Annotated in this window: 23 protein-coding genes; 20 read left to right on the top strand and 3 right to left on the bottom strand. The window is 43.4% G+C overall.

Features of this window, described 5'->3' with window-relative positions; genetic code table 11:
* Window positions 1–11 precede the first annotated feature (11 nt).
* The 5 genes from AYW75_RS14270 (at window position 12) to AYW75_RS14290 (ending at window position 6,588) form a co-directional block, all read left to right on the top strand.
* The gene (locus tag AYW75_RS14270) at window positions 12–698 is read left to right on the top strand and encodes an ABC transporter ATP-binding protein (protein ID WP_067100703.1); all 687 of its coding nucleotides are present in this window, start codon (window positions 12–14) and stop codon (window positions 696–698) included.
* The gene (locus AYW75_RS14275; RefSeq protein WP_067100706.1) at window positions 698–3,154 is read left to right on the top strand and encodes an ABC transporter permease; all 2,457 of its coding nucleotides are present in this window, start codon (window positions 698–700) and stop codon (window positions 3,152–3,154) included. The genes AYW75_RS14270 and AYW75_RS14275 overlap by 1 nt, the downstream gene beginning before the upstream one ends.
* Before the next feature lie 12 nt (window positions 3,155–3,166).
* Complete coding sequence (locus tag AYW75_RS14280) at window positions 3,167–5,500, top strand: DNA polymerase II (protein WP_067100709.1); 2,334 nt, start codon at window positions 3,167–3,169, stop codon at window positions 5,498–5,500.
* Window positions 5,501–5,606: 106 nt separating this feature from the next.
* Window positions 5,607–6,272, top strand: a complete 666-nt coding sequence (locus AYW75_RS14285) for a TetR/AcrR family transcriptional regulator (RefSeq protein ID WP_067100712.1) — start codon at window positions 5,607–5,609, stop codon at window positions 6,270–6,272.
* A complete protein-coding gene (locus AYW75_RS14290) occupies window positions 6,265–6,588 on the top strand; it encodes a glutaredoxin family protein (RefSeq protein WP_067100715.1) in 324 nt (107 codons plus the stop codon). The genes AYW75_RS14285 and AYW75_RS14290 overlap by 8 nt, the downstream gene beginning before the upstream one ends.
* 15 nt (window positions 6,589–6,603) lie before the next feature.
* Here AYW75_RS14290 and AYW75_RS14295 read toward each other — a convergent pair whose 3' ends face one another.
* Window positions 6,604–7,371: a TatD family hydrolase gene (locus AYW75_RS14295; protein ID WP_067100717.1), complete on the bottom strand. Its 768-nt coding sequence runs from the start codon at window positions 7,369–7,371 to the stop codon at window positions 6,604–6,606.
* A gap of 214 nt (window positions 7,372–7,585) precedes the next feature.
* Between AYW75_RS14295 and AYW75_RS14300 the strand changes: the two genes are divergently transcribed.
* Genes AYW75_RS14300 through AYW75_RS14325 form a run of 6 tightly spaced genes read left to right on the top strand, consistent with a single transcriptional unit; the run spans window position 7,586 to window position 11,962 of the window.
* The gene (locus tag AYW75_RS14300; RefSeq protein ID WP_067100720.1) at window positions 7,586–8,521 is read left to right on the top strand and encodes a chemotaxis protein CheV; all 936 of its coding nucleotides are present in this window, start codon (window positions 7,586–7,588) and stop codon (window positions 8,519–8,521) included.
* 44 nt (window positions 8,522–8,565) lie between these two features.
* Window positions 8,566–9,315 carry a hypothetical protein gene (locus tag AYW75_RS14305; RefSeq protein ID WP_067100722.1) on the top strand — a complete coding sequence of 250 codons (750 nt, stop codon included), beginning with the start codon at window positions 8,566–8,568 and terminating at the stop codon, window positions 9,313–9,315.
* Window positions 9,316–9,325: 10 nt separating this feature from the next.
* Window positions 9,326–10,321 (top strand): ferrochelatase, encoded by a 996-nt coding sequence (gene hemH, locus AYW75_RS14310; RefSeq protein ID WP_331709530.1) that lies wholly within the window; start codon window positions 9,326–9,328, stop codon window positions 10,319–10,321.
* Between the two features lies 1 nt (window position 10,322).
* Window positions 10,323–11,057 (top strand): HAD family hydrolase, encoded by a 735-nt coding sequence (locus AYW75_RS14315; RefSeq protein WP_231886222.1) that lies wholly within the window; start codon window positions 10,323–10,325, stop codon window positions 11,055–11,057.
* Complete coding sequence (locus tag AYW75_RS14320; protein ID WP_067100730.1) at window positions 11,054–11,413, top strand: hypothetical protein; 360 nt, start codon at window positions 11,054–11,056, stop codon at window positions 11,411–11,413. Before AYW75_RS14315 ends, AYW75_RS14320 begins: the two co-directional genes overlap by 4 nt.
* Window positions 11,414–11,419: 6 nt before the next feature.
* On the top strand, window positions 11,420–11,962 hold the full coding sequence (locus AYW75_RS14325; protein ID WP_067100732.1) for a DNA topoisomerase family protein: 543 nt from the start codon (window positions 11,420–11,422) through the stop codon (window positions 11,960–11,962).
* Between the two features lie 7 nt (window positions 11,963–11,969).
* Here the strand turns inward: AYW75_RS14325 and AYW75_RS14330 are convergent, their stop codons facing one another.
* Window positions 11,970–12,836: a TIGR01777 family oxidoreductase gene (locus tag AYW75_RS14330; protein ID WP_067100735.1), complete on the bottom strand. Its 867-nt coding sequence runs from the start codon at window positions 12,834–12,836 to the stop codon at window positions 11,970–11,972.
* Window positions 12,837–12,991: 155 nt separating this feature from the next.
* Between AYW75_RS14330 and AYW75_RS14335 the strand changes: the two genes are divergently transcribed.
* The 9 genes from AYW75_RS14335 (at window position 12,992) to AYW75_RS14375 (ending at window position 22,667) form a co-directional block, all read left to right on the top strand.
* Window positions 12,992–13,369: a sirohydrochlorin chelatase gene (locus tag AYW75_RS14335; RefSeq protein WP_067037873.1), complete on the top strand. Its 378-nt coding sequence runs from the start codon at window positions 12,992–12,994 to the stop codon at window positions 13,367–13,369.
* Window positions 13,370–13,414: 45 nt separating this feature from the next.
* Window positions 13,415–14,812: a Wadjet anti-phage system protein JetA family protein gene (locus tag AYW75_RS14340; protein WP_067100738.1), complete on the top strand. Its 1,398-nt coding sequence runs from the start codon at window positions 13,415–13,417 to the stop codon at window positions 14,810–14,812.
* Complete coding sequence (locus tag AYW75_RS14345; protein ID WP_067100740.1) at window positions 14,805–15,440, top strand: DUF4194 domain-containing protein; 636 nt, start codon at window positions 14,805–14,807, stop codon at window positions 15,438–15,440. Before AYW75_RS14340 ends, AYW75_RS14345 begins: the two co-directional genes overlap by 8 nt.
* Before the next feature lie 8 nt (window positions 15,441–15,448).
* Window positions 15,449–18,886 carry an SbcC/MukB-like Walker B domain-containing protein gene (locus AYW75_RS14350; protein WP_067100743.1) on the top strand — a complete coding sequence of 1,146 codons (3,438 nt, stop codon included), beginning with the start codon at window positions 15,449–15,451 and terminating at the stop codon, window positions 18,884–18,886.
* A gap of 18 nt (window positions 18,887–18,904) precedes the next feature.
* Window positions 18,905–19,216 carry a BolA family protein gene (locus tag AYW75_RS14355; protein ID WP_067100746.1) on the top strand — a complete coding sequence of 104 codons (312 nt, stop codon included), beginning with the start codon at window positions 18,905–18,907 and terminating at the stop codon, window positions 19,214–19,216.
* A gap of 24 nt (window positions 19,217–19,240) precedes the next feature.
* Window positions 19,241–19,546 carry an STAS domain-containing protein gene (locus AYW75_RS14360; RefSeq protein WP_067100749.1) on the top strand — a complete coding sequence of 102 codons (306 nt, stop codon included), beginning with the start codon at window positions 19,241–19,243 and terminating at the stop codon, window positions 19,544–19,546.
* Window positions 19,547–19,801: 255 nt separating this feature from the next.
* On the top strand, window positions 19,802–21,013 hold the full coding sequence (gene sstT / locus AYW75_RS14365; RefSeq protein WP_067100751.1) for a serine/threonine transporter SstT: 1,212 nt from the start codon (window positions 19,802–19,804) through the stop codon (window positions 21,011–21,013).
* A gap of 172 nt (window positions 21,014–21,185) precedes the next feature.
* Window positions 21,186–22,013 (top strand): AraC family transcriptional regulator, encoded by an 828-nt coding sequence (locus tag AYW75_RS14370; RefSeq protein ID WP_067100753.1) that lies wholly within the window; start codon window positions 21,186–21,188, stop codon window positions 22,011–22,013.
* Between the two features lie 54 nt (window positions 22,014–22,067).
* Window positions 22,068–22,667 (top strand): LysE family translocator, encoded by a 600-nt coding sequence (locus tag AYW75_RS14375; RefSeq protein ID WP_067100755.1) that lies wholly within the window; start codon window positions 22,068–22,070, stop codon window positions 22,665–22,667.
* Between the two features lie 69 nt (window positions 22,668–22,736).
* Here the strand turns inward: AYW75_RS14375 and AYW75_RS14380 are convergent, their stop codons facing one another.
* On the bottom strand, window positions 22,737–24,494 hold the full coding sequence (locus AYW75_RS14380) for a DUF4153 domain-containing protein (protein ID WP_067100758.1): 1,758 nt from the start codon (window positions 24,492–24,494) through the stop codon (window positions 22,737–22,739).
* Between the last annotated feature and the right edge of the window lie 237 nt (window positions 24,495–24,731).

Consider the following 24,731-nt stretch of genomic DNA (forward strand, 5'->3'; position numbering starts at 1 on the left):
GCAACCTATTTATGCAAGACACGGAAACATTGTCGGCTTTGACAATAGAAAAGCTTAACCATTCCGTCACAACAAGCAATGGTGAATTGGACATACTCAAAGGAATTAATCTTGATATCAAGGACGGTGAGTCCGTTGCCATCGTTGGTGCATCAGGTTCAGGTAAGTCTACCTTGCTGGGGTTAATGGCCGGTTTGGATCAGCATACGCAAGGTACTATTAAGTTATATGGCGAAGCACTAGAAACCCTGGATGAAGAAGGTAGGGCGATTTTACGAGGCAAGTATGTGGGCTTTATTTTTCAGTCATTTCATTTATTACCAAGCTTAACAGCGTTGGAAAATGTGATGCTACCTAATGAGCTGAAAGGCAATGGTAAGGCGGATGATCGCGCCCGTGAATTGCTTGAAAAAGTCGGTTTGTCGCATCGAATTACCCATTATCCAAGGCAGTTGTCCGGCGGAGAGCAGCAACGTGTTGCCATTGCTCGCGCGTTTGCATCGGCCCCTAAAATATTGTTTGCCGATGAACCGACAGGAAACTTAGACAGTAAGAATGGCGCGTTAGTTGAAGACCTATTGTTTGATTTAAACCGTGAACAGGGCACTACGTTGGTTGTGGTAACGCATGATCCTGAATTATCGCAACGCTGTGACCGTCGTATTGAAATATACGACGGCGAGCTTAAGGAGTCCTAATGTTTGCTTGGCGCTTACTCCTAAGGGAATTTAAAACGGGCGACGTTCTGACATTACTTGTCGCTTTAGCCTTATCTGTTGCGACGGTGACAGGAATTGGATTATTCGTGGATCGATTGCAACAATCATTTGAAGTGCAATCTGCCAATTTGCTGGGAGCCGATCGAAGTGTTCGTAGAGATGAGCCGATACCACAGAAGTGGATCGACGATGCGCAGCAAGCAGGACTAGAGACAGCCCAAACGGCTTCCTTCTCCTCCATGGTGTTTGGTGGCGATGGACTGCAGTTAGCTCAAGTAACAGCAGTAGCTGACAATTACCCGCTACGTGGAGAATTTTTAGTTGATGAGACATTGTTTGGTGTGGGCAAAGCCTTACAGGAAGCCCCCAAGGCCGGAAAAATTTGGTTGTCATCACGATTAGCCAGTTTACTGGGTGTTAAGTTAGGGGATTCCGTACGAGTAGGAGAGGCGCCATTAATGGTGACTCGTTTTCTAGTAAGAGATCCCGGTAGTGCTACGTCAGCATTCTCGATCGCTCCCAGAGCTATTATTAACCGATCGGATTTAGCTTCCACACAAGTGATTATTCCAGGCGCACGTGTCCGTTATGCCTTTCTTTACGCTGGAGACCCTGAGGTATTGGAGCAATTTGATTCTGCACTGGCGCGCAAGTTAGGTGAGGGCGAGCGCATACGTACACCAATTGAACGTGGAGAACGGATTGGTAGTACGGTCAACCGAGCTGAATCGTTTCTATTGCTGGCGGGAACGTTGGCGGTTGTCATGTCGGGTGTCGCTATGGCACTGGCATCAGCGCGTTATGTGAAACGCCATTTAACGCAATTTGCCGTTATGAAAACCATGGGTGCTACGCCGAAGCGACTCGTTCGTTTAATGGTGTTTCAAGTGTCGATGATTACGCTGCTTGGGATTATTCTCGGTTCTGGATTAGGGCTTTTGATACAGGCTCTTATCGCAGATTTATTATCATCCCTGATGAACAGCTCCCTGCCATCGCCCAGCTTAAATAAACTGTGGCTTGGCGCTGCGACTGCGATCATTTCGGTTTTGGCGTTCTGCGCGCCGTTGTTGGCGCGTCTTGTCAATGTGCCACCACTACGTGTCTTACAGCCTAATGCTGGGTTGCAAGTAAGTTCGACGTCGTTGTTTGCCTTTGGCTTAGTCGGTATGTACGGCCTAATGGTGATATATGCCGGTGGTTGGCGTTTGCCAAGTATCGTGATGATCGGTCTAGCGGTGGTGACGGGCTTAGTATTTTTAGTCGGTTGGGGCTTGTTTGCGGTCAGCCGAAAATTATCCAAACAATCGACTACTGGCTGGCAGCTAGGTTTGGCCGCATTACATCGGCGTCTTGTGTCAAACTTGTTTCAACTTCTCGTTTTTACATTGATCATCATGCTAAGCCTTGTTTTGGTGGGCGTACAAAGTAATTTGATTCAAGATTGGCAAGCACAAGTCCCTGAAAACACGCCAAACCATTACTTATTTAATGTTCAAGAAACGCAGTTGGAGGGTATCAGGGGCTATACCCAAGACAATCAAATTACCGCGTCTGATTGGTTTCCTATGGTTCGAGGTCGAGTGATTGAAATAAACGGAGAAGCCGTAGATGTTTTATTTCCAGATCGTCGCAACGAACCTGAGATTGTAGAGCGGGAACTAAACCTAACGTGGGCCGATCAAATCGGTGAAGGCTCAACGCTGGTCGATGGGGACTTTAATGCTGCGGGCGTGTCTATTGAGCAAGAGGCGGCTATTGAGGCGAATGTGGGGCTTGGAGATGAATTGACCATTAATGTCGGGGGGATAGATTATTCTTTACCCATTACTTCGATACGAACGGTCGACTGGCAAAGTATGCAACCCAATTTTTATTTAATCTTGCCCCACTCGGTGCTCTCGGATTATCAAGCTAATTATGTCAGCAGTGTCTTTTTAGACGACACCAGCGCCGCAGGGTTTTATCGCTTTATGGCAAATTACCCAACCGTTTCTATGTTGAATATTGGTGAATTATTAAAGCAGGTGCAGGACATTATTGCGCAATTGGCAAATGCATTAAAAATCGTACTGACCTTTATTTTAGGGGCTGGCGCGTTAGTGTTGATTGCAAGCGTTCGTTCAACACTTGATGAGAGGCTGGAAGAAGGAGCGTTGTTGCGAACCTTAGGTGCCACTAAAAAAATTGTTCGGCAGGCTTTGTTGATCGAATTTGGAGCATTAGGCTTGTTTGCCGGTTTAATCGGCGCGGCGGGTGCAGAGCTTGCTCTAGTGGGCTTACAGCACTTTGTGTTTGAAATGGAAGTGACCTTTCATCCGTTATTATGGGTGGTTGGCCCACTAGCTGGCTGGGGGATTGTCACAATTATTGGTGTATTTGCGAGTCGAGCTGTGCTAAAAGTGCCGCCCATTCGATTATTGAGATCCATCTAAGTACCCATAACCATGTTTGAATCACAGCAAGGATACATCGTCAGTCGTCACAGTCAGGATGAAAAAGGTCGTTTAGACATTCATTACTATGTGAAGACTGACGAAGGCACGGTCAAAGTTGCCATCGCCAACCCTGAAACATTGTTTTTCACCAATGCACCTTTGGAGGCTCTGGCTACCGATGTGCCTGGTATTCAGTCTGAAGAGACGCGGCTGAAGTCTTTTTCCCATGATACGGTCAATGTTGTTCGCTGTCAGAGCTTGTTGCTGCAGCAGCAAATGGTTGCGTTGGTAAAAAAACAGGGCTATTTGGTTTACGAAGAAGATATTAAGCCAGAAGATCGCTACTTAATGGAGCGACATATTCGGGGCCAAGTTGCTTTTGTTGGTGTGCCCGATGCTTCTGGAGCCACTTATACTCAAGCAAAATTAAAAGCCGGAGACTACCAACCTGATTGGCGGGTATGGTCTTTAGACATCGAGACGTCTGTGTCGCGCAATGAATTATTATCTATAGGTGTCACCAGTGGTGATCGTAAGGTAGTGCTCGTTGTCACCACCGAACCGGCTCAAATAGAAAACGTTTATACGTTTACAGATGAACGTAAGTTATTGATGGCGTTTATTAAGTTTGTACGTAAGCATGCGCCAGATATTATTATTGGCTGGAATGTCATCGGCTTTGATTTAATGTTTCTGGATCAGCGTTTTCGAGCGCTTGGCATTAAGCCAACACTGGGCGTACAAGGTGAGCCTTGGCGCGTACGTGAAGCAAAAGAAAGCGGCAAAGTGTTCGCATCCATTGCTGGTCGTGTGGTGTTAGACGGTATTACCATGCTCAAGGTTGGTGGCTACCACTTTAATTCGTACAGCCTGAACAACGTCAGTAATGAACTACTGGATGAAAGTAAGCTAATTACGGGTGGTGATCGTTGGCAAGAGATCGAACGATTACATCGCGAAGAGTTGGCCAATTTTGCTGCTTATAACCTACAAGATTGTGTATTGGTTGAGCGTATCTTTGCAAAATTAAAGCTGATCGAATTACAGCAGACACGAGTCGATTTGACGGGTATTCCAATGTCACAACCCGGTGGCTCTGTTGCGTCATTTGAAAATTTGTATTTACCACGGCTTCATCGCTCGGGGTGGGTTGGTCCTGCTTGGAGTGAAGACAAGTTTGTTCCAAGCCCTGGCGGCTTTGTGATGAATTCAGTGCCTGGTTTATACAAAAACGTGTTGGTGTTTGATTTTAAGAGTCTATACCCGAGTATTATTCGTACATTCTTTGTTGACCCATTAGCCCGAGTTGTGGCGCAAGCTTTGGCGCAAGATGAAGGTCTTGTGCCTGGTTATCGAGGGGCCTCGTTCCAGCGACAATTTGCTATTTTGCCGGAGCTGGTAGCTGAGCTTGCTCAATCACGTGAAACTGCAAAACGGGATGGTAATGAAATTCTAAGCTATGCGATCAAAATTATCATGAACTCATTTTATGGTGTGCTTGGCTCGTCAGTGTGTCGCTTTTATCATGCAGAATTAGCCAGTTCGATTACGATGCGCGGCCATGAATTACTGGGTCGTAGCAAGCAATGGATGGAAGAGCGTGGTGCGAAAGTTATTTACGGTGATACCGACTCGCTGTTCATTACCTTGTCGGATGATTTATCTGAAGAACAGGCATGGCAAGCAGGTAAAGACTTGCGTGACGTTGTGAATCAGTGTCTAAGCGAATGGTGTGGCGAGTACGCTGATATTGACTCACATCTAGAGCTAGAGTTTGAAACGCTTTATACCCGTTTTTATATGCCAACCATTCGTGGACAAGAAGAAGGGTCAAAAAAACGCTATGCAGGCTTGACCAATGGGGAGCTCGTGTTTAAAGGGCTGGAGGCAGCCCGAAGTGACTGGACACCGTTAGCAAAACGCTTTCAAGTTGAGCTCTTTGAGCATGTATTCTTTGATAAAGACATGGATCGTTACGTGGCGGATTTTGTCAGTGATCTACTGGCGGGTAAATTCGACCATGAGTTGATCTATTCGAAACAATTGACACGTCCACTGGCAAAGTACACCAAAACTCAGCCGCCTCACGTACGTGCAGCAAAAATGGCGGATGAAATTCGACACAATCAAGGATTGCCACCGGAATATGAGCGTGGACGTAAAAGGGTACAATACGTTTACAGTTTAGCTGGCGTCGTTCCATATTTAAGCGATGAAGACTTAAGCGGTTTGGATTATCAGCACTATATTGATAAACAAATTCTCCCGATTGCGGAAGGCGTTTTTCATATGCTTAATTTGAACGTTGTTGATATACTGACACCGCAGTTTAATTTGCTATAAGCATATGGTCTTATAGAGTATATCCACTGTAAAATGCTTTAACTTGGCAGCATGATGTGCCGAAAAGGCACATCACAACTTTTATGGATTGACAGTTGAGACAAACATGGCACTAGCACCTAAAAGAGTTTTAACCCTAGATCGTTTACGCAATGCCGTTCAGGAGCTTTTGTTAGAAACAGATTGGAGTGAAATTACAGTGCAGCATGTCGCTGCTTCTGCGGGTGTTAGCATTGGTACGTTTTATAATTATTATGATAGCAAAGACGAAGCGTTAGCCGATGTACGAGCTAGTCTATCTCTCATGGTTATTAAAGACATAAATAGTCTGACCTTCACACAGACTAGCATCGAATGCCGCATCTCCTTATTGATCAAATATTTTGTCAACATTCTCAATGCTAAGCCTGATTGGGCGAATTATTTCTTTAAAGCGGAAGGTTTTTCTGAACGATTAGAGGGTGGATTAGTTTCTTTGTTAGAGCCGATGGTATTAGAGGGCTCCATGTCACATAGACGCCACAATAACCCTAAGATTACCGCCTCTTTTATTGAGAATGGCGTGTTTCCTTTGCTTAAAGAATATCATCTGGCGCATAAAACCCTACCAGAACAAGAGGCGACACAAATTGTCGTACTGGCATTGTCTTGCATGGGGATTTACGGTGATGAGCTTTTAAGTGCAGCCAATCTTGTCTGTCCTGTAACGCCCTTGGCATGTTTGCCGCAATCCATTTTAGAATTAGAGAAAACACAAGCGGGTTATGTCTAACGTCTTGTTATACGGCACTTTAGGGTGTCATTTATGTGAAGAAGCAGAAGTATGGCTACGTCACTTCTTTGGTGATGTTGAACTAATGCATGTTGATATTGCTGCTGACCAGCAGTTAGTTGATCAATACGGTTTGCGTATCCCAGTTCTTTCGAATGGAATGGTCGAAGCAGATTGGCCGTTTGATGTGGCTAGAGTTGATGAAGTGCTGTCGACGCGATCAACAAGCCCGGCCGTTCCTGTAATTAACTCAAAATCTGCGGACGTTCCAGCCCATAAGCCTCGGCGTATCTTTTTAGTAGGTTCTTCGAAGTAACTAGGTCAACGCGCATTAGAAAAACAACGCTTGGGTATTGTGTTTGGTTGCAATGATCACATCCTCCACTGAAACGTTTTTAGCTTCAGCCACCCCTTGAGCGATGTACGGCAAAAACTTTGGGTGATTTCGTTTCGGTCTAGGTCGTATGTTACGTGGCAACAAGTACGGTGCATCGGTTTCCAGCATGATTCTGTCTAACGGCAGATATTTTATAGCATCAACAAGCGTTTGGTTGCGACGCTCGTCTAAAAGCCAACCAGTGATACCCACATACAATCCAAGATCAAGATATTTTTTTAGTTGATCTTTATCTCCGGTAAAGCAATGAATTACCCCTTGCTTGGGTAATTGAGCTTGAGCAAGCCGTTGGGTGAGTTCAATAAATGCGTCCCGCTCATGTAAATAGACAGGTTTATTGCTTTGGCTAGCTATATTAAGCTGCGCCTCGAAAGCGAAGATTTGCTCGTCTGGTGTAGAGTAGTTGCGGTTAAAATCAAGTCCCATTTCACCTACTGCGATGGCTTTTGAATCAGTTTTGAAGGTTTCTAGTAGAACTTGAGTATGGTTATCCTGCCAAGTTGAGGCGTGGTGTGGATGGCAGCCAAATGTATAGTGCATGTCAGGGTAGGGCGAACAGATTGTTATTAACTTTTGAGCTTCTTCTAAGCTTGAAGCGATACAAATAATACCGTCAACCCCAGCTTGTTGGTATTCCTCTCGAAAAGCGTTTAGGTCTTCAAGGTAAGATGAGTGATCTAAGTTAACGCCAATGTCTAGCATACTATCTCCAAAGTAGTCGTTGGTAACAGTTTACCAGCCAATGGTGAGGGAACAGAATCCTTTGCAATAGTTGTGTATTAAAATTGTATGAATTTCTTTGTAGATCATGACTTAACAGTTTTAAACTGCAAAAAATTACTGTTATGTTAGTTAGAATTAACTATCATTATTAAAGTTGTACCTTAAGTATAAAACTTATGTTTCGGAGTATGTTATGGCGGGAATGTTAGATGCAGTAGACCAGAGAACTCAACTGGTTGGTGAAAACCGACTAGAGCTGTTGATGTTTCGTCTGGGTGGCATGCAGCTATTTGCTATCAACGTATTTAAAGTGCAGGAAGTGGTTCAGCTGCCTCGCCTTAATTTAATGCCGCATCGTCACCCATCTGTTGCAGGCGTAACCCACTTTCGTGGGCGTACCGTTCCTGTCATTGATTTATCTGAATCGATTGGTCTTCGTCCAATTGATAAAGATAAGCCTTGTAATTTAATCGTGACAGAATATAACAACACAGTTCAAGGTTTCATGGTTGGTGAAGTAGACCGAATCATTAATATGAACTGGAGCGAAATTCTTCCTCCACCGGATGGCACCGGCCGCACCCATTACCTAACTGCAATTACTCGTGTGAATGAGCGTATTGTAGAGATAATAGATGTAGAAAAAGTGCTTGCGGAGATATCGCCCTATGATTCTAGTGTATCAGAAGACGTCATCGACAAAGATCTATTGAGTTTGGCGGATGGGCTAGAGGTGCTGGTGGTAGATGATTCTTCCGTTGGTCTGGCTCAGTGTCGCTCAACATTAGATCACTTAGGTATCGCTGTGCATACTGCCACTGATGGTAAGCGAGGCTTAGATCTACTTAAGAAATGGGCGGCGGATGGTGAGGATGTTCCTAATAAGCTACTTATGATGATTACTGATGCAGAAATGCCCGAAATGGATGGTTATCGTCTGACTCGAGAAATCCGCGAAGATCCTCGCTTGAAGGATCTATACATTGTGTTGCATACCTCTTTGAGTGGTAGCTTTAACAAAGCTATGGTTCAAAAAGTAGGGTGTGATGATTTTTTATCTAAATTCCAGCCAGATAAATTAGCGACCGTGATTCAAGATCGAATCCGTAGCGTTATGGAAGCGGAATAATTTGCCCCATTAAAACACCCTGATTGATCAGGGTGTTTCTCCTTATGCTTTTATCTATATATATTGTTCTATCTTCGCTGTGTGCTGTAATCGTAAATAAACGATTACGCTTAGACCCGTTTATTATTATCATCCCGTGCAGTTTGCTCGCTTTAGACGACGTCACAACCTTGCTTTCGCTGTTTGTGAGTTTGATGCCTTTCGCTCTTACTTACGCAGGATATTGTGTCTTTAAAGAGCGGCAAAGTCTAAATATAGAGTCCGTTACCCGTTTAGGGGCAGGATTGTCACTTGGGAGCTTTGTCGGGGTTCAGCTAGTCTTTTTATTGCCATGGGGTTTTGTCGGATTGCTGAGTTTATTAGGCTTAACAACACTGGTAAATTTTATAGGGTGGCACTGGCCAAAGCTGGATTTGCAGAGAATTCCTCAACGACTGTCAATCATTGTTGGGCTGCTTATCGGTCTCCCTCAATGGCTCGGATTAAGCTCAGGAATGTCGATTTTATCGGGGTTACATCAACATACTAACTCAGCGAATCGTTGTACATTATGGTGTTTTTCACTCATTGGTGCATGGGTAGGAGTACTGGCTCTACCGGCTGGAATGGCGTTCGATTACCTGTCTCCACTCATTGCTTTAGCTGGGTTGGTAGGTCTTTTATTCGGACTGCTACTGTCACAACGTATTCATGTGAGTCAATTTGAATCCAAAGTACTGGATTGGATCGTATTGGCGATGTGTCTAAGTGTCTGGGTACACTTGATTTTTAAGCACATTATCTTTTCTACGTAACGGAATGACTATGAATCAGAAAAAAAGTTTAATCGGTGTGTTACTTATTAATTTAGGAACACCGGAAGCACCCACTCCTAAAGCTGTGCGAAAATACTTGAAGGAGTTTCTCTCTGATCCACGAGTTGTTGATGTGAATCCTTTGATTTGGAAGCCTATTTTAAACGGTGTTATTTTGAATATTCGTCCTAGAAAGGTAGCCAAAGTGTATCAAGAAGTATGGATGGATGAAGGCTCACCGTTACTGGTGTTAGGCCAGAGATTAACCAAGAAACTGGATGAAAAATTAAATGCCGATGGACAGCGTTTTGTAACGACTATGGCTATGACGTATGGTGCACCCAGCGTCGAGGCAGCAGCTAAAGTGTTTCGGCAACATCATGTCGAACGCATTGTGGTATTGCCAATGTACCCTCAGTTCTCGCGTTCTACCACTGCGGCGGCTTATGATAGGTTGATGTCATCCCTAAAGCGTTGTCCGCATTGGCCTGCCCTCAATCTATTGCAAGATTATGCAGATCACCCGCAATATATCGACGCGCTTGCTGCAAGCATTGAAAAACAGTGGGCAGCTCAAGGCGGAAAGCGACATTTGATGTTTTCATATCATGGCATACCAAAACGTTATGTGACAGAAGGCGACCCTTACCAGTCACGTTGTGAAGCAACTACGCAAGCTGTGGTGGCAAAGCTCGGCTTAAATGAGTCAGAGTATACACATTCCTATCAATCTCGATTTGGTCGAGAAGAATGGTTAAAACCTTATGCTGATGAAACCATTCGCGCGATGCCCACCAAGGGGATTAAGTCGTTAAACATGATCAGTCCAGCATTTGCTATTGATTGTATTGAGACGCTTGAAGAAATAGACATGCAACTACGAGATGAATTTATGGACGCTGGTGGAGAGGCGTTTGACTACATTGCTGCACTCAATGACAGCAAAGATCATGTTAGTCTTTATGAAACACTTGTACTTGAGAACACTCAACACTGGATGAATTGATTTGCAAAAACCTATTATTACAACCATAGCCTTTGATGCCGATGATACGCTTTGGCGCAATGAAGATGTGTTTCTTAGCACTCAGCAAACTTTTGTCCAAATGCTTGAACCGTATCACTCACGTGAGTACATACTTGAGCGTCTGAATGAAGTTCAGATTGAGAATTTATCGAACTTTGGCTATGGCATAAAAGGTTTTACGCTTTCTATGATTGAAACCGCGATCGTGCTGACAGAAGGCCGTATCACTGGTTACGAAATCCATGAGATTATTCAGTTGGCGAAGCAAATGCTGGCAGCGCCGATTGAGCTACTTCCTGGCGTAGAGGAATTATTGAAATCGCTAAAAGGTAAGTGCCAGCTTATGGTGATTACCAAAGGCGATTTGCTTGACCAAGAAGGTAAGTTAGCTCGATCTGAATTAAGTGATTACTTTGATTGGTATGAAGTCGTTAGTAATAAAAATACACCGACGTATCAAAAATTGTTTGAAAGTCTACAAGTCGAGCCAAGGGAACTGTTAATGATCGGAAACTCAATGAGGTCGGATATCCTGCCAGTTTTAAAGGCTGGAGCACATGCATTGCATGTTCCTTATCACACCACATGGAGTCACGAACAAGTTAGCGATGCGGAATTGGCTAATTATCCTGAAATATCAGCAGTGCCTACTGCGGAGCACGTAGAGCACTGGATTCGTGAGCGTTTTACGTTGATTGGTGAGGTGAATTCATGAAGGTTTGTAAATTTATGTCGGCAATCGCTATAACCTTTGCGGTTTGTGTCTTGCCAGTGCAGGCGAACGAGACCGTTGATGGTATTCGCGATACGGCAAGCAAAGTGGTTGATAAAACGCGAGAAGTGGCAGGTAATGTGGCTGATCGAACACGTGAAGTTGTGGGGGATGCAGCAGATCGTTCTAAAGAAGTTGGCAAAGATGTTGGCGAGCAAAGCGCAAAAGTATGGGATAAAGTAAAAGAAGCGGGCAATGCAACAGCAGAAGTCGCTCGTGATGGCGTAAATAAAGCGCAAGACTACATCAATTCAAATGCTTGTGATAACAAAGATAAATTAAACTGCGTTGAGGAATAACTCAATTTGAGTCGGGATACACCAAAGCCTACACATCCTTCTCCTAAACCTATAACGGATGCTTGGGAACAAGAGTTCTTGTCACAAGATGGTTCTGGCTATATCGGTATGCCAAGTAAGCGCTATCGGTGTCCGAAGTGCCAAGGTGTGTTATTGCTTAAAAGTGGTAAAAATGGTGCCTTTTGGGGGTGCGAAAATTATCCTAGTTGCGATTACACAGCTAATAATGACGAAGGTCGTCCTGTACGTGCCAAAAAATTCTTTTGTCCATTATGCAATGGACAGCTGCGAAAGAAGACGCATGGTAAAAACGTATTTTGGGGGTGCAGTAACTACCCAGAGTGTAAGTTGACATTAGATGACTTAAATGGCGAACCGTCATCGTCCAAAAAATACCCTTGTCGAGCTTGTGGTCACTACCTTGTTCGTAAAAAAGGCGCTAAGGGGTATTTTTGGGGCTGTATTAAATTTCCCGAATGCAAGCATACGCTTCAAGATGACAAGGGTCTTCCAGTGCCCAGAAAGCTTCGTCCAAATAGTACCGATTAAAGCCTCATTAATTGAGGCTTTTTAATGCATTATCAAGCTGTGCATATTCAAACACGAAATGTTGATCCAGAAGAGCTTTTGGCACAACATATTGACCCTGTGTTAACAAAGAACTCATATCCCCAAAGATAGTTTCAAGAACAAACGCAGGGGTTGTAAAAGGCGTAGGTCTATTCAGCGCTTTACCATAGCTTTTGGCAAACTGGGCTTGAGTAACACTGTGTGGCGCGACTAAATTATATTTTCCCTCAAATTGTTTGTCCTCCATGGCAGTCAATATAAAGCGGCATACATCGTGAACATGAACCCACGGGAAATATTGTTTACCGGAAGCGATTTTACCGCCCATTCCAAACTTGTAAGCCCATTTCATTTTCGCTAAAGCACCACCGTCACCTAATACAACGCCCAAACGGAAAATAGCCGTACGCACACCTGCTTCAGCAAATCGTTCCGCTTCATTCTCCCAAGCCGCGCACAAATTATGCGTAAAGCCTGAATTGGGAGCGGTGTCTTCTGTAAATGTTTTAAACTGATCAAAACCGTAATAACCAACAGCCGATGAATTCAAAAGAACACTAGGCTTTTGCTTCAATTTATCGAACAGTGTATGGGTAAATTGTACACGGCTATCAAAGAGCTCTTTTTGACGAGCCGGTGTCCAGCGTTTATCAGCAATGCCAGCTCCTGCTAAATTAACCACAACATCGAAAAAGTGTTCGCTTAAGTCATCTAAATGTAAGGTTTGCACGTAACTTGGTATGGCGTTTTGATGTTTATGGACCAGTGCGAAGGTTTGATGGCCTGCAGCGGTGAGCATTGGGTACAAATTGCTCGCAACAAAGCCGTTAGCGCCCGTGACTAAAACTTTCATATCTGGCTCCTAAAAGTGAAGGTTTTTTAAGTTTACGCCATATTTTGAAAAATAGATCAATTAGATACGTGTTTTAATTCCTTTAAGGCTGGGTAATCCCTTCTTTTTAAAGGGGTAAATCGCTAAAATGTCCTCATGTAAAGAAAGGTAAAACCATGCAACTAGAGCAATATGACCATATTATTTTATTGGCCCACGGCAGTAGCGATCCGCGTTGGAAAATACCTTTTGAGCAGTTATTGGCAAGGGTCACTGGTGTCGTATCAGAAGATAAGGTAACTTTGGCTTATATGGAATTGTGCAAACCATCGATCGAGGATGTGTTGGCTATACTTCCACCAGAAACGGCAAACATCGCTGTATTCCCTTTGTTTTTTGCTCAGGGTCGACATCTACGTGTTGATGTGCCAAAACAACTAGAAGAATTGAATACCGAGCAACGTACTTTGACGCTCCTTAATCCTATTGGTGATGATCCCGAAGTGGTGAGTGCCATGGAAAAAGCGATAACTTCCAAGCTGACCGATGACTAAATTTAGGGTGGGTCAGCTTTAATATAATGAATGGATTGGTTCTGAATGCTATTCACCCATTTGCCCGATGAGATATTCCAAGCTTTATCGGGCTCCAACAAAACGCTAATAGAAGCCGTTTTATTCGATCTATCCGATGTCTTTTATGACCACGCGGAAGATCCGATAAAAGACAAATCAGCCATAATTGAAGCGATAGAAGACTCGCTTCACAAGATCGATACACTTGCTTGGCATGATGATCACAAGGATGGCTTCGATTCCCCCAAAACAATACACGAATACGCTTTACGCATTTACCATCGTTTAGTACACACTGGTTGGTTGATCGAAGAGCAAGAGCTGTATCGCGTAAGTGTATTGATGTCTCCACAAGTTTCCATGCTGTTGCGCTCGTTGGTTGAAATCAGTCGACACGGTAAACGTAATTATGGCGCGACAGTACTGAGTATCTTAAGCAACCTTGAATCCGTGGCCAATCATCCGCAGGAACGAGGGGTCACGCTAAGTCAAACCGCTGAGGCTTCGCGTGATTTCTCTGCGCATTTGAACCAAATTCTGTTAGGTATTCGCAGTTTACAACGAGACTTGTTCGCTAAGCGTGACCCAAAAGAAATCGTGGCAGGCTTTTTTGATCTGTTTGTCGAAGGTATCTTGATTGCGGATTATAAAACGATCAAAACCAGCAATAACCCATTTCGTTTTCGTCGCCAGATTTTGGAGCTTACACAAGGCTTTTTAGCCGAGCCAACCTTAATGGGTAACATTGCACAATGTTACGCTGACCAACAGTTAATTTCAGTAGATCAAGCACTCGCCGCTGTTGAGAAAGATTGTCGCGACATCATTCAAACATTTACGACGATTGAACAGCGCTTAGAGCGCATTGATGAATACCGGTATCGCCTTGAAAAACGTGCTGCAGATACCGCGCGATACATGGACTCTTCTCGTCCAGGCTTAGCAAACAAAGTCGCTGGTATTATTACGGATGTAGCAAAATTCGAAACCTTACCTGTTTTGAAAAATGTGGTTGGTGTCAAAGTGGTTGGCGTCGAGTCGAGTGCGCAGCCTGCTAAACGACGTGAAGCACCGCCACCGCGAGTGATCACACAAGCAGAAGTGTCACAATCCGCGATTGCCTTTCGAGATCGTCAGCGTCGCTTCCATGAGGCTCGCCAAGTCAGTGTTGCCAAGTTACAAAGCTATTTAGACCGACAGTTATCTGAACAGCCCACCATACATATTTTGGACTTTACCATCGATTCAGTTGAAGATTTTGTCTGTTTCGACCATTTACGTTACATCGGCTCATTAGGTGTGAATGCTAAGCGTATTGAAAAAACCTTTGATGTCATTTTTACAGATCAATATATCAATGTTCACGAGTTCGTAGAATGTCGAGAATTTAATGTAGTACGCAGGAGCAAATCGAATGCTTAGAGAATTAAAACGGGTCGTAGAAGAGTCCGGTAAAGACCCACAAGAGTTTCAGCAGACTGCGAACTATTTACTTGCTAACCAATTTGTCAGTGCTTTCAAACACGGTCAACGTCGCCATTTTTTATTAGTCGAGATGTACCAGCAATACTTTGGTAACTTGTTTGATGCCTTAGGTATGAAGCTATACGTGAACGAAAATGAACGTTTAGCTGGCTTATTGCCGATAGAGCGTGAAGCGTTTGTTCGTTTGAAAACGGACGAAACACTTTTTTTGTTGGTGCTACGTCAAATCTATGAAGAAAAAGTAGAAAATTTTGAAATTGATAACGGTTTTGTAGCCACTAACAGCGTGGCCATTCTTGAACGCTATGTGCAGTTGGTGAAACGTGAAATTCCAACGGAAACACGTTTTAAAGACATTTTAACGTTGTTTAGTAAGCATGGTTTGATTATCCGAGGCAAAGCGTTCGAAGAGGATGCAAAAAACATCATGGTTAACATCACGCCAGTGGTGCGCTTGGTGGTCACGGAAGCTTACTTACGTCAACTTGAATCTTTCAATGGTGCTGATCCAGAAGAAGATGAAGTGGTTGATGAGCAAGTTGAACAGAGCCCAGAAGCACAATAGGAAATGGCATGAAAAAGTTAAATCGAATTGTTCTTGTAAACTGGTACCTATTGGGCGCGGAAGAAATCAATATTCGTGGTAATACGGCGATTATTGGTCCAACGGGTTCTGGTAAATCGTCATTATTGGATGCTATTCAGACGGTATTAACGGGTGCCAGCAAACGCCATCTAAACTACAACGCCAGTGCCAATGATGGTAAAGCATCAGGCCGAAGCATTCGTTCTTACATCTTAGGTATGATCGACTCTGGTCAAGCAAGCGATAAAGTTAATGGTGCACAAACACGTCAAGATGCGATTTCTTACCTAGCACTGGTATTCGAGGATTCGAATACAGGCAAAGAGTCGACGGTTGGACTGTGTTTAACGGCTTCTTTAGCAAGCCCAGAAGAAGACGTTTTAGGACGTTTTGTCTTGTCAAACTACGGTGTTCGCCGTGAAGACTTCATTGATGTCATGGGTGAAAAGCAATACAAGTCTAAGTCTTGGCCGGAAGTGCGTGAAGCCATGAAAAAAGTCTGCTTAGATCCGTATATTAAGTCTGGTAGTGCTTCTGCAACACAGTATATGAACCGCTACTTAGAAGAATTGAGCCCAAGTACAGAACAGCTTATTACACTGGACTCTTTTCTCAAGAACTTTAAAAACGCTCTTAAGTTTGTGCCGATCGCATCGCCAACGCGCTTTGTTCAAGACTTCGTACTTGCTGAGCAGCCTCTGCAAGTGGGCGCGTATCAGAAATCTTTGCTGGAATACCGTCAATTAGAAGCTAAAACTCAAGAAGTAGCGAAACGCATTGATGATCTGCAAGCGATTCAAGTGGAGTGTGACAAGAAGCATCAACAAGAACAAACCGTCGTTAATTATCAGTGGATCGCAACAGAAGCGCGTTTTGATCAGCTTGGTAGCAAGCAAGATGAAATCCAAGATCAGTACGAAAACTTCAAAGAACGTGAAGAAGAAATAGACGAAGAAATTGTCGCGCAAGCGAACCTTGTTAAACAGTTGCAAGGGCAGTTAGTTCGTCTAGAGCAACAGTATGAACACTCTGATGTTGGTCTAAAGCTACAGCAGCTTGAACAAAGCAAAAAGTTGCTGACTCTTGAAGGGCAACAAGACCGTAAAACTGTGATTCAGGCACATCAGGTGTTACAGCTGCTTGGCGCTCTGCAAATGTTTGAAGACGTCTTGCCGAAAGACATTTGTGCGATGATTAGCGAGGCGCAATCGTTAGCTAATAGCATTGATGCAGACGGTAATATTGTAGGTAATATCAAAGCCGTTAGTAAATTATTGGGGCGAATCAATGATGCGTTTGATGAAGGTAAAAGTGCTGTTTTCCAGCAGCGTACTCAACTGAATCGCAACATTTTGAATCTTAAAGATGAATGTCGTCAGCTTGAAGCGGATGTTAAATCCTTAAAAGGCGGGTCTAGCCCATTATCTGCCAATGTTAAGCGCTTAATTGATTTACTCGACCAAGCTAATATTAAAGCGACACCTTTGAGTCACTTAGCAGAAGTTACTGATCACAAATGGCAGGACGCCATTGAAGGTTATTTAGGTGGGCAACGAGAAGCGTTGATCGTTGAACCGGATGATGCCGAAGAAGCGATTCGTATTTTCCGAGCCCACCGTCGTCAATTGATGGGCTGTCGTGTGATCGATACGACACAAACTCGCTTATGGTTAAACCGAGGTGATAGCAATTCGGTTCTACGTTTTATTCGTTGTAATAATGATCATGCTCAAGCGTACTTAAACCGTCGTCTTGGTGGTATTAAGCCAGTCAACACAGAGCGTGAATTGTTACGTGAAGACAGTGCCATGACGGCTGACGGCATGTTGAAACTGTCCGGTACGATCTCGACCATTCGATTCCAACCCCATATGATGGTAGGTATTAATACCGATGGCATGCGTCAATCACGTGAAGCTCAGCTACAACAGTTAAGCGGTGAGTTGATGGATTACATGAAGACTGATCAGCGCCTAGAAAAAGCAGATTCTATGCTTGGCCGTGTGATGGCATCCAACCAATTTGATGCAGAATCCCTTCAAGATGCAGGCGCATCCAATACCCGTGTTGTACAAGACTTGGCAGACGTGGAAGCACAAATAGCTGCTTTGCAGCAACGTGATGACACGGATCTACAAGAGCGAATCGATGCATTAAAAGCGCGTATTAGCTCGATCGAGTTGGGGCGTAAGAAACTGGATCGTGAGCGTCAGCAGATTGCTGAACAGTACGGTTCTTTGAATACGCAAAAAACACAGCTTGCTGAAGCTCTGTCGGCACTTGATGAAGAGCGTACGAAAACGACCTCAAATCCTTTATTTAATGCTGAGTACGCCAGCGAGCGTTATGAGCTGTTGGAATCCAGTATGGTAAACGGTGCTGCAATATATAAAGAAGCGCTGAGTCGAGCTGAGAAAGCCACTGAAAAGGTAAAAATGTTCGATCAGAAAGTCCGTAAAGAAGTGGCCGATCATTACGCGAAATATCATAACAGCAGCATGGACGATGATATTCAACTGGATTATTTAGAATCTAAATTTGAAGAGTTTGAACATTACGTTACGCACCAAATTACAGTGCTGAGTGAAACAGAGCTGGCAAAGTATGCGAAGCGTGCTGAACTTGCTCGTCGTGAAGCCGAAGAAACGTTCCGCAGTGACTACGTATCTAAACTGAAAGACTCACTTGACCAAGTAGCGTTGATTATCAAAGAGCTTAATAACAGCTTAAAGCGTCGTCCATTCAACCAAGAAGTATATCAATTCCGTTTCTATCCAAACGGCGATATGAAAGATATCTTAGATTTGGTGGCAAAGTTTAGCTCGATGGATCAAGCTAATGTAGGTGGTTTGTTTGATCCTGAGCAAACGGGTGATCCTGAACATGCAAAAGCGATTTCAGTGATTCAAGAACTTATCACTGATGAAGATAAGCAAAAAGACTTGGCGGATTACCGTAAATTCTATAACTTTGAAGTCGATATATTGGACACGGAAGGCAATAAGAAAACTACCTTGTCTCAACGAATTCAGACAGGTTCAGGTGGTGAGCATCAAATACCGTTCTACTTGGCTATTGCGGCAGCCTTGTCGACCACTTACCGTCTTCATGAAACCATGGACGGTGACATAGTCGGTGGGTTCTCTTTGGCTATGTTCGATGAAGCCTTCAACAAAATCGATATGGCAAAAACATCGACTTGTATGGGCTTCATGCGTGACATCGGCCTACAAGTGATTGCAGCCGCGCCAGATGATAAACGTGCAGTAATGGCAGCCAATATGGATACTATTATCAGCGTTTGGCGAGAGGGTGGTGCTGTATCGATCGATGTTGCTTACCCTCAACAGCGTGGTCAGGCCTTGCTAAGTGGTGACCATGAGTTAGATAATGTAAACAAAAACGAACTTACAGAAGCTGAATAAGCGACTCCTGGAGGAAGTATGAGTAGTATTGAGAATGAAATTCGAGAAACCATCCAGCGAGCGTTTAATGTTCATCACATTGAACTGGAAAACGAAAGCTATAAGCACAATGTACCGCAGGGAAGTGAGTCTCACTTCAAGATGACTCTTGTCAGTAATGCTTTTTCGGACAAAAGAGCGGTACAGCGTCATCAGTTGGTGTACGGTGCCTTGACTGATCAAATGCAAAAAATACACGCATTAGCACTACACTTATATACCGACGAAGAATGGGAAGCTCGCCGTTTTGAGTCCCCGCAATCACCAGATTGTATGGGAGGCGGCCACTAAGCGGGATCGCTAAGGTCAGAATATATGAGTATTACTGTTACCGAACACAAGAACAAAGGAGTGGTCGAAATATCTGTTGTAGGTAGCTTTGACTTCTCTTTGTTTAATGATTTTAGAGAGGCTTACGAACAATTTGTTGGTAGCCCTTATAAACATTTTACCATCGACATAGAGAGTGTTGAGTATTTAGACAGTGCCGCACTTGGGATGTTGCTTAGTATGAAAGCGTCGTTAGGTGAAGATGTTGAAGTTAAAATCGAAGGGGCCAACGGCTTTATTCGTAATATCCTGATGATTTCTCGTTTTGATAAGCGGTTTACAATTGTTTAATTCATTCTTGAAGTGTTAATTCGAACAAGTCTTTTAAAAGCCAAGCTTAATTAAGTTTGGCTTTTTTTTAAACAACTGAAATAGGTAAACGGATTCTTTTAAAGAATTAATCACCAGCAAAGATCCAAAAAATAGTCTTTTCTACCGATGAAAGACAATAAAACAACAGTTTGATAGATTAATAACATTAAAATGGTTCATTTATTTGTTTTGATGCTTTATGGTGCACGCTTCAAAAAATGATGGTGTTTATTCATGGCTTCAAGCACGACTCCAACGCTGTTTCAGCGTTATATGAATTGCAGCTTAGTGTTGCTAATTATTTTGGGTATTGCATTCGGTATTGCCTTGGCGTCTATATCGCCAAGTGCAGGTCAGACCGTAGGCGTCTTAGGTGCTTTTTTTGTTAAAGCGCTCAAAGGTATCGCACCCATTCTAGTATTTCTTTTGGTGGTAGCATCGATCGCCAACCATAAAAAGAATCAACAAACCTTTATTAAGCCAGTTTTGATGCTGTATGCAGCGGGTACATTAATTGCTGCGTTCACAGCGGTTGTATTCAGTTTTGCATTTCCAACGCAACTGAGCTTAGTCACCGCTGATCTTGGACGGGCTGCACCTCAAGGTATTGGTGAAGTACTCGGTGCTTTGGCTTTTAACATGGTTGATAACCCCGTCAATGCTTTGGCAACGGGTAACTTTATCGGTATTTTGGCGTGGGCAATTGTCATTGGCATAGGTTTGCGTCCTTCGTCTGATACAACTAAAGCGCTGCTACAAAATATTGCTGACAGCATTACGACCGTAGTTGGTTTTGTTATTCGCTTAGCGCCGTTTGGTATTTTCGGCTTGGTGGCGAATACCGTCGCGACAACAGGCTTTGATGCATTGCTTGGCTATTCACACCTATTGATGGTATTAATCGGTGCAATGTTATTCATCGCTTTAGTGACCAACCCATTACTGGTATTTCTTACAACACGCAAAAATCCCTACCCATTAGTATTTAAGTGTTTAAAAGAAAGCGGCTTAACAGCGTTCTTTACGCGCAGTTCGGCGGCCAATATTCCAGTTAACATGTCTCTTTGTGAACGCTTAGAATTAGACGAAGATACCTATTCGGTATCTATTCCTTTAGGTGCGACCATCAACATGGCCGGTGCAGCAATCACCATAACGGTTCTAACCCTAGCGGCGGTAAATACGTTAGGGATTACTGTTGATTTTGGTACAGCGGTGTTACTGAGCATTATTGCTGCCGTGTCTGCTGGCGGTAGCTCTGGTGTGGCAGGTGGCTCACTACTACTAATTCCATTGGCTTGTAGTCTGTTTAGCATCCCAAATGATGTTGCCATGCAAGTGGTTGCGGTAGGCTTTATTATTGGTGTGCTTCAAGATTCTGCAGAGACAGCCCTAAACAGCTCAACTGATGTTCTATTCACCGCGGCAGCTTGCCGTAAAGTTTAATTGCCATTGTCAAAATTGATGGTCCCAAAAGCGAGCCGATGGTTCGCTTTTTTTGTCTGCAAGAATACATTTAGATCATACGACTGTATAAAAGCGCAATTTTGTCCAATCGAAACAAAGTTGCAATCACTATAATCACTGTATTCAATAGCAACGTGGAGAGGCGGGGCAAATGTCCGAGGACAACCAATTCAAATTCATTAATAGTGATGGTTTTGATCATCTGACGTTGTTGCGTGCATCAATGACCGACTTTGCATACAGTACCCATGCCCATGAAGAGTATTCTATCGGAGTGACTATATCTGGTCGCCAAGATTTTTACACCCATGGAGCATTTCATCATAGTCATCCGGGGCAAATAATGGTGTTTAACCCTGGTGATGCCCATGACGGTGAGTCAGGATCTGATGCAACATTAACGTACAATATGTTGTATGTTCACCCTGATCAAATGATGCCTTCACTTGAAGCACTTAATGTGACCTCTCCAGAGCAGTTTCGTATCCAAGATGCAGTTTTTAACGATCGTTTGGTCAAGCAACATATTAGTCGCTTAGCGCAATTAATTGAACTGAAACATGCTACCTCCAGTGAGTATGAGTCATTGCTTTTTGAGTTGACAGAACAATTGGTTCGCTATCAATCTAAGCAGCCGTTGCAGCCAGAGACGCGCCGCCAACGGCTCTTGGAGCAGGCGAAAGACTATCTGCAAACCCATTACCAAGAAGAAGTCTCACTCGATAATCTTTGCCAAGTAGCTTGCATGTCAAAGTACCATTTTCTTCGCAGTTTTAAAGATTACACAGGCATGACGCCACACCAGTATTGGCTCAATGTCCGTATTCACCGTGGCAAGCAAGCGTTACGTGCTGGTGTGTCTGTCATGAGCGTTGTTGATCAACTGGGATTCAACGATTTAAGTCATTTTAATCGCCGCTTCAAACCAGTATTTGGGATGACACCGCGACAATATCAGCGTTTGCTGCTAGCACGCTAAATTTCATTCTAACCGAACGTTTTAATCTGATGAATGGCCGTTGGAGGTTACCCCATGCTTGAAATATTCCTGTTTGCATTGGCGATGATGTACAGTCCAGGCCCCGTAAACATGCTGTCTCTGTTTGCAGGTGTTACAAACAGTAGTTGGCGTGTACTGAGGTTTTGTGCGGGAGTTGCTGTGGCTATGACATTGTTATTTGTCATGATTGGTTACTTGGGCAGTTCTATAATGACACCCACCTTACAAGGTGTGGCAGCATTAGGTGGCAGTGCTTACATTGGTTATTTAGCAATTAGAATTTTTGTGGCAAGTTTTGAACATCAGGCTCTTCAACAAGAGCCGCGTAATTTTTCTTTTCTATCTGGCTTTATAATGCAACTAACGAACCCCAAGGCCATGGTTGTGGTCTTACCCATTGTCACCATTCAGTTTCCAAATGCGCACATTGAAGGCGTTGCTATCTTGATAATGTCGATAATATTGGGGGCAATGGCCGGTGGAGCACCGACCAGCTATTTTATTGCAGGTAATAAGTTAAAGCATGCCGTGCTTAACCCCAAAATTCTGAGCACTGTAAAGCGATCAATGGCGGCATTATTGTTGTTAGTCTCTGGTCAGTTTGTGTATGAAGCGACTAAACTGCTAGGGTAGTTTGTCGCATTGTTTATTCGCCACATCTAACGTGATGCGCCAAGCATGGCAATTGTTTAAAGTCAGTAATCACTGTTTAAGCTTGTAATAAAAGTCAAAGTTGATGTTGCTGATATCGATATTATCGCCATGCATTGCTCCGCTTAAGCCTGTGAATTCAAATCGATAAGATATGTCCTGATTTTCACCGCGAAATTCCATGTCTTGGTATTGGCTGCTCTCAGTCTCTAACGCAAGAAGACGTTGCAATAAGGCAGTCAAATCAACTTCTATAGGGTCCATATTTGCCACTACAACGTTCAAATAGGGAGCCAGGAAACTGGCTGTTAAAGTCTCGTCGTCACCAAAGGTAAGCTTGTACTGTTCGAATTCATTTGTACTTTTGAACAGGTACACCCCTTCAATTAAATGGTCATAGCCAGTAATATCTTTATAGCCGTTGCTTTGGGAATAAAGGTCAAAGCGGTTTTCATCGGCTGCTTCATTATAATAATAGACAAACTCAAACCCCATTTCTTCCGTTAAAGCGTACTCGTCACATTGGAAATTGATCTGTTTATTTGGTTCAAACCACACCTCAATCAACTCACTACGCTTAGTTCGGCACATATAGGCTAAGATAGAGCTGATATTTTTACGTACCTCAAAGTTTGGCTTAATACTTGGTGTTACAATTTTTTCGTTAACAAGAATATTGTTTTCTATTAGCAGTGCTTCCAACCTTGCTTTTTGGCTTAGTCCAGATACTGAAACAGCGCTCCAAGGCCCCACAGTCGCTATAAGCATTAATACTGCCAGTGACATAGGTATCGCTCGCAAAGGTAAACGCTTTAATGTGCCTGCTGTGGCCAAAAATGCAAACCATAGGGCAGAAATGCCCAGCATGTAACGCGATTCCGTAATGCCGTATGCACTGACGCGCTCCCAAATCGCATAGAAATGAAAGCCAATAGGCACAATCATCGCTGGAAACAGGATACGGTAAAACAAGCGTAACTGTGCAGAGCTTTGCTCACGTAAAGGATGAGCGAATAAATAGGTAACGATCGCTGCGCCAATAAAGCCGCAAATCATATAGGCTAAATGCCCATTTGGTACTTCACCTGTTATTAAGATCTTTATAAAGTACGCGTACAGAACGCCAAGGTAGAGAAATACCATCGGCGCTGAAATCCAGTTCACAATAAACTTCAGTCCCGTTGGAGCATTGCAGTCTTCTTTGGAAAAGAAAAAACGATTTGGTACCCAGCTTAGTGCATAAATAGGTCCTAAAATTAAACATGCGAACGCCCAAATGTCACTATACACTTCGTCAGGGATATTTAAATCAAAGAGTTCATGAACTGCCCATAAAGCAGTACAGAGACCACCCGCAAACAGCAGCAATGCGACGTAAGAAACGATGACACCGAACCACATTGTGCTATTAAAAAACCAAACCGACAGGTCATCACCACTCTTTAAGAATGGCGCAAACATAAGTGTTAATAGAAGGGCTGGCACCAAATAATAAAAGTGCATCCACCATATAATGGGGAGCCATGCCAATGCGATAATTGCAACTGCGCAAAGGGCGGACAAACTGTATTCTTTGGCACGACTCAAGCCTTGGCTCTGCGCTAGCAAGCGTATGATCCCAAATATTAAGTAGGATGTACCTAAAACAACTAACAGACGCTCAATAGATGTGTTTTCAATATCTACTATTTTATGAATCGATAGAATACAAAGCAAAAACAGTAGCAGGGCACATAGAACAGACAAAGGGAAACGCTTAACCGTACTTATTAAGTCATCAAGCGGAAACAGTTTGTTGAATAATTTCAAAGAGGTAAATCCTTTTAATTATTGAGGTTTTAAAACAGACTTTGTTAGCTTGTCATAAGGAAAGAAGTGAAGGGGACAGTTAGGCGTGATGTGATGTTTTGCCACGCTATAAAAATCTAACTAATTTTAAGTGGTTTTAGTGTTTGTAAGCGTAATGCTTCTGTAAGCTGATTGAAAAGTCTAAGTGATGGTCATCGGATTCATCGGTTTGACGGTGCTTCAGTGGCGCTGAATATT

It is taken from the genome of Marinomonas atlantica (assembly GCF_001639725.1).
Lineage (GTDB): Bacteria > Pseudomonadota > Gammaproteobacteria > Pseudomonadales > Marinomonadaceae > Marinomonas > Marinomonas atlantica.

Excerpts from the sequence above, each read along its gene's own strand:
- AYW75_RS14270 (WP_067100703.1), top strand. The coding sequence starts at position 12 with ATGCAAGACACGGAAACATTGTCGGCTTTGACAATAGAAAAGCTTAAC.
- AYW75_RS14275 (WP_067100706.1), top strand. The coding sequence starts at position 698 with ATGTTTGCTTGGCGCTTACTCCTAAGGGAATTTAAAACGGGCGACGTT.
- AYW75_RS14280 (WP_067100709.1), top strand. The coding sequence starts at position 3,167 with ATGTTTGAATCACAGCAAGGATACATCGTCAGTCGTCACAGTCAGGAT.
- AYW75_RS14285 (WP_067100712.1), top strand. The coding sequence starts at position 5,607 with ATGGCACTAGCACCTAAAAGAGTTTTAACCCTAGATCGTTTACGCAAT.
- AYW75_RS14290 (WP_067100715.1), top strand. The coding sequence starts at position 6,265 with ATGTCTAACGTCTTGTTATACGGCACTTTAGGGTGTCATTTATGTGAA.
- AYW75_RS14295 (WP_067100717.1), bottom strand. The coding sequence starts at position 7,371 with ATGCTAGACATTGGCGTTAACTTAGATCACTCATCTTACCTTGAAGAC.
- AYW75_RS14300 (WP_067100720.1), top strand. The coding sequence starts at position 7,586 with ATGGCGGGAATGTTAGATGCAGTAGACCAGAGAACTCAACTGGTTGGT.
- AYW75_RS14305 (WP_067100722.1), top strand. The coding sequence starts at position 8,566 with ATGCTTTTATCTATATATATTGTTCTATCTTCGCTGTGTGCTGTAATC.
- hemH (WP_331709530.1), top strand. The coding sequence starts at position 9,326 with ATGAATCAGAAAAAAAGTTTAATCGGTGTGTTACTTATTAATTTAGGA.
- AYW75_RS14320 (WP_067100730.1), top strand. The coding sequence starts at position 11,054 with ATGAAGGTTTGTAAATTTATGTCGGCAATCGCTATAACCTTTGCGGTT.
- AYW75_RS14330 (WP_067100735.1), bottom strand. The coding sequence starts at position 12,836 with ATGAAAGTTTTAGTCACGGGCGCTAACGGCTTTGTTGCGAGCAATTTG.
- AYW75_RS14335 (WP_067037873.1), top strand. The coding sequence starts at position 12,992 with ATGCAACTAGAGCAATATGACCATATTATTTTATTGGCCCACGGCAGT.
- AYW75_RS14340 (WP_067100738.1), top strand. The coding sequence starts at position 13,415 with ATGCTATTCACCCATTTGCCCGATGAGATATTCCAAGCTTTATCGGGC.
- AYW75_RS14345 (WP_067100740.1), top strand. The coding sequence starts at position 14,805 with ATGCTTAGAGAATTAAAACGGGTCGTAGAAGAGTCCGGTAAAGACCCA.
- AYW75_RS14350 (WP_067100743.1), top strand. The coding sequence starts at position 15,449 with ATGAAAAAGTTAAATCGAATTGTTCTTGTAAACTGGTACCTATTGGGC.
- AYW75_RS14355 (WP_067100746.1), top strand. The coding sequence starts at position 18,905 with ATGAGTAGTATTGAGAATGAAATTCGAGAAACCATCCAGCGAGCGTTT.
- AYW75_RS14360 (WP_067100749.1), top strand. The coding sequence starts at position 19,241 with ATGAGTATTACTGTTACCGAACACAAGAACAAAGGAGTGGTCGAAATA.
- sstT (WP_067100751.1), top strand. The coding sequence starts at position 19,802 with ATGGCTTCAAGCACGACTCCAACGCTGTTTCAGCGTTATATGAATTGC.
- AYW75_RS14370 (WP_067100753.1), top strand. The coding sequence starts at position 21,186 with ATGTCCGAGGACAACCAATTCAAATTCATTAATAGTGATGGTTTTGAT.
- AYW75_RS14375 (WP_067100755.1), top strand. The coding sequence starts at position 22,068 with ATGCTTGAAATATTCCTGTTTGCATTGGCGATGATGTACAGTCCAGGC.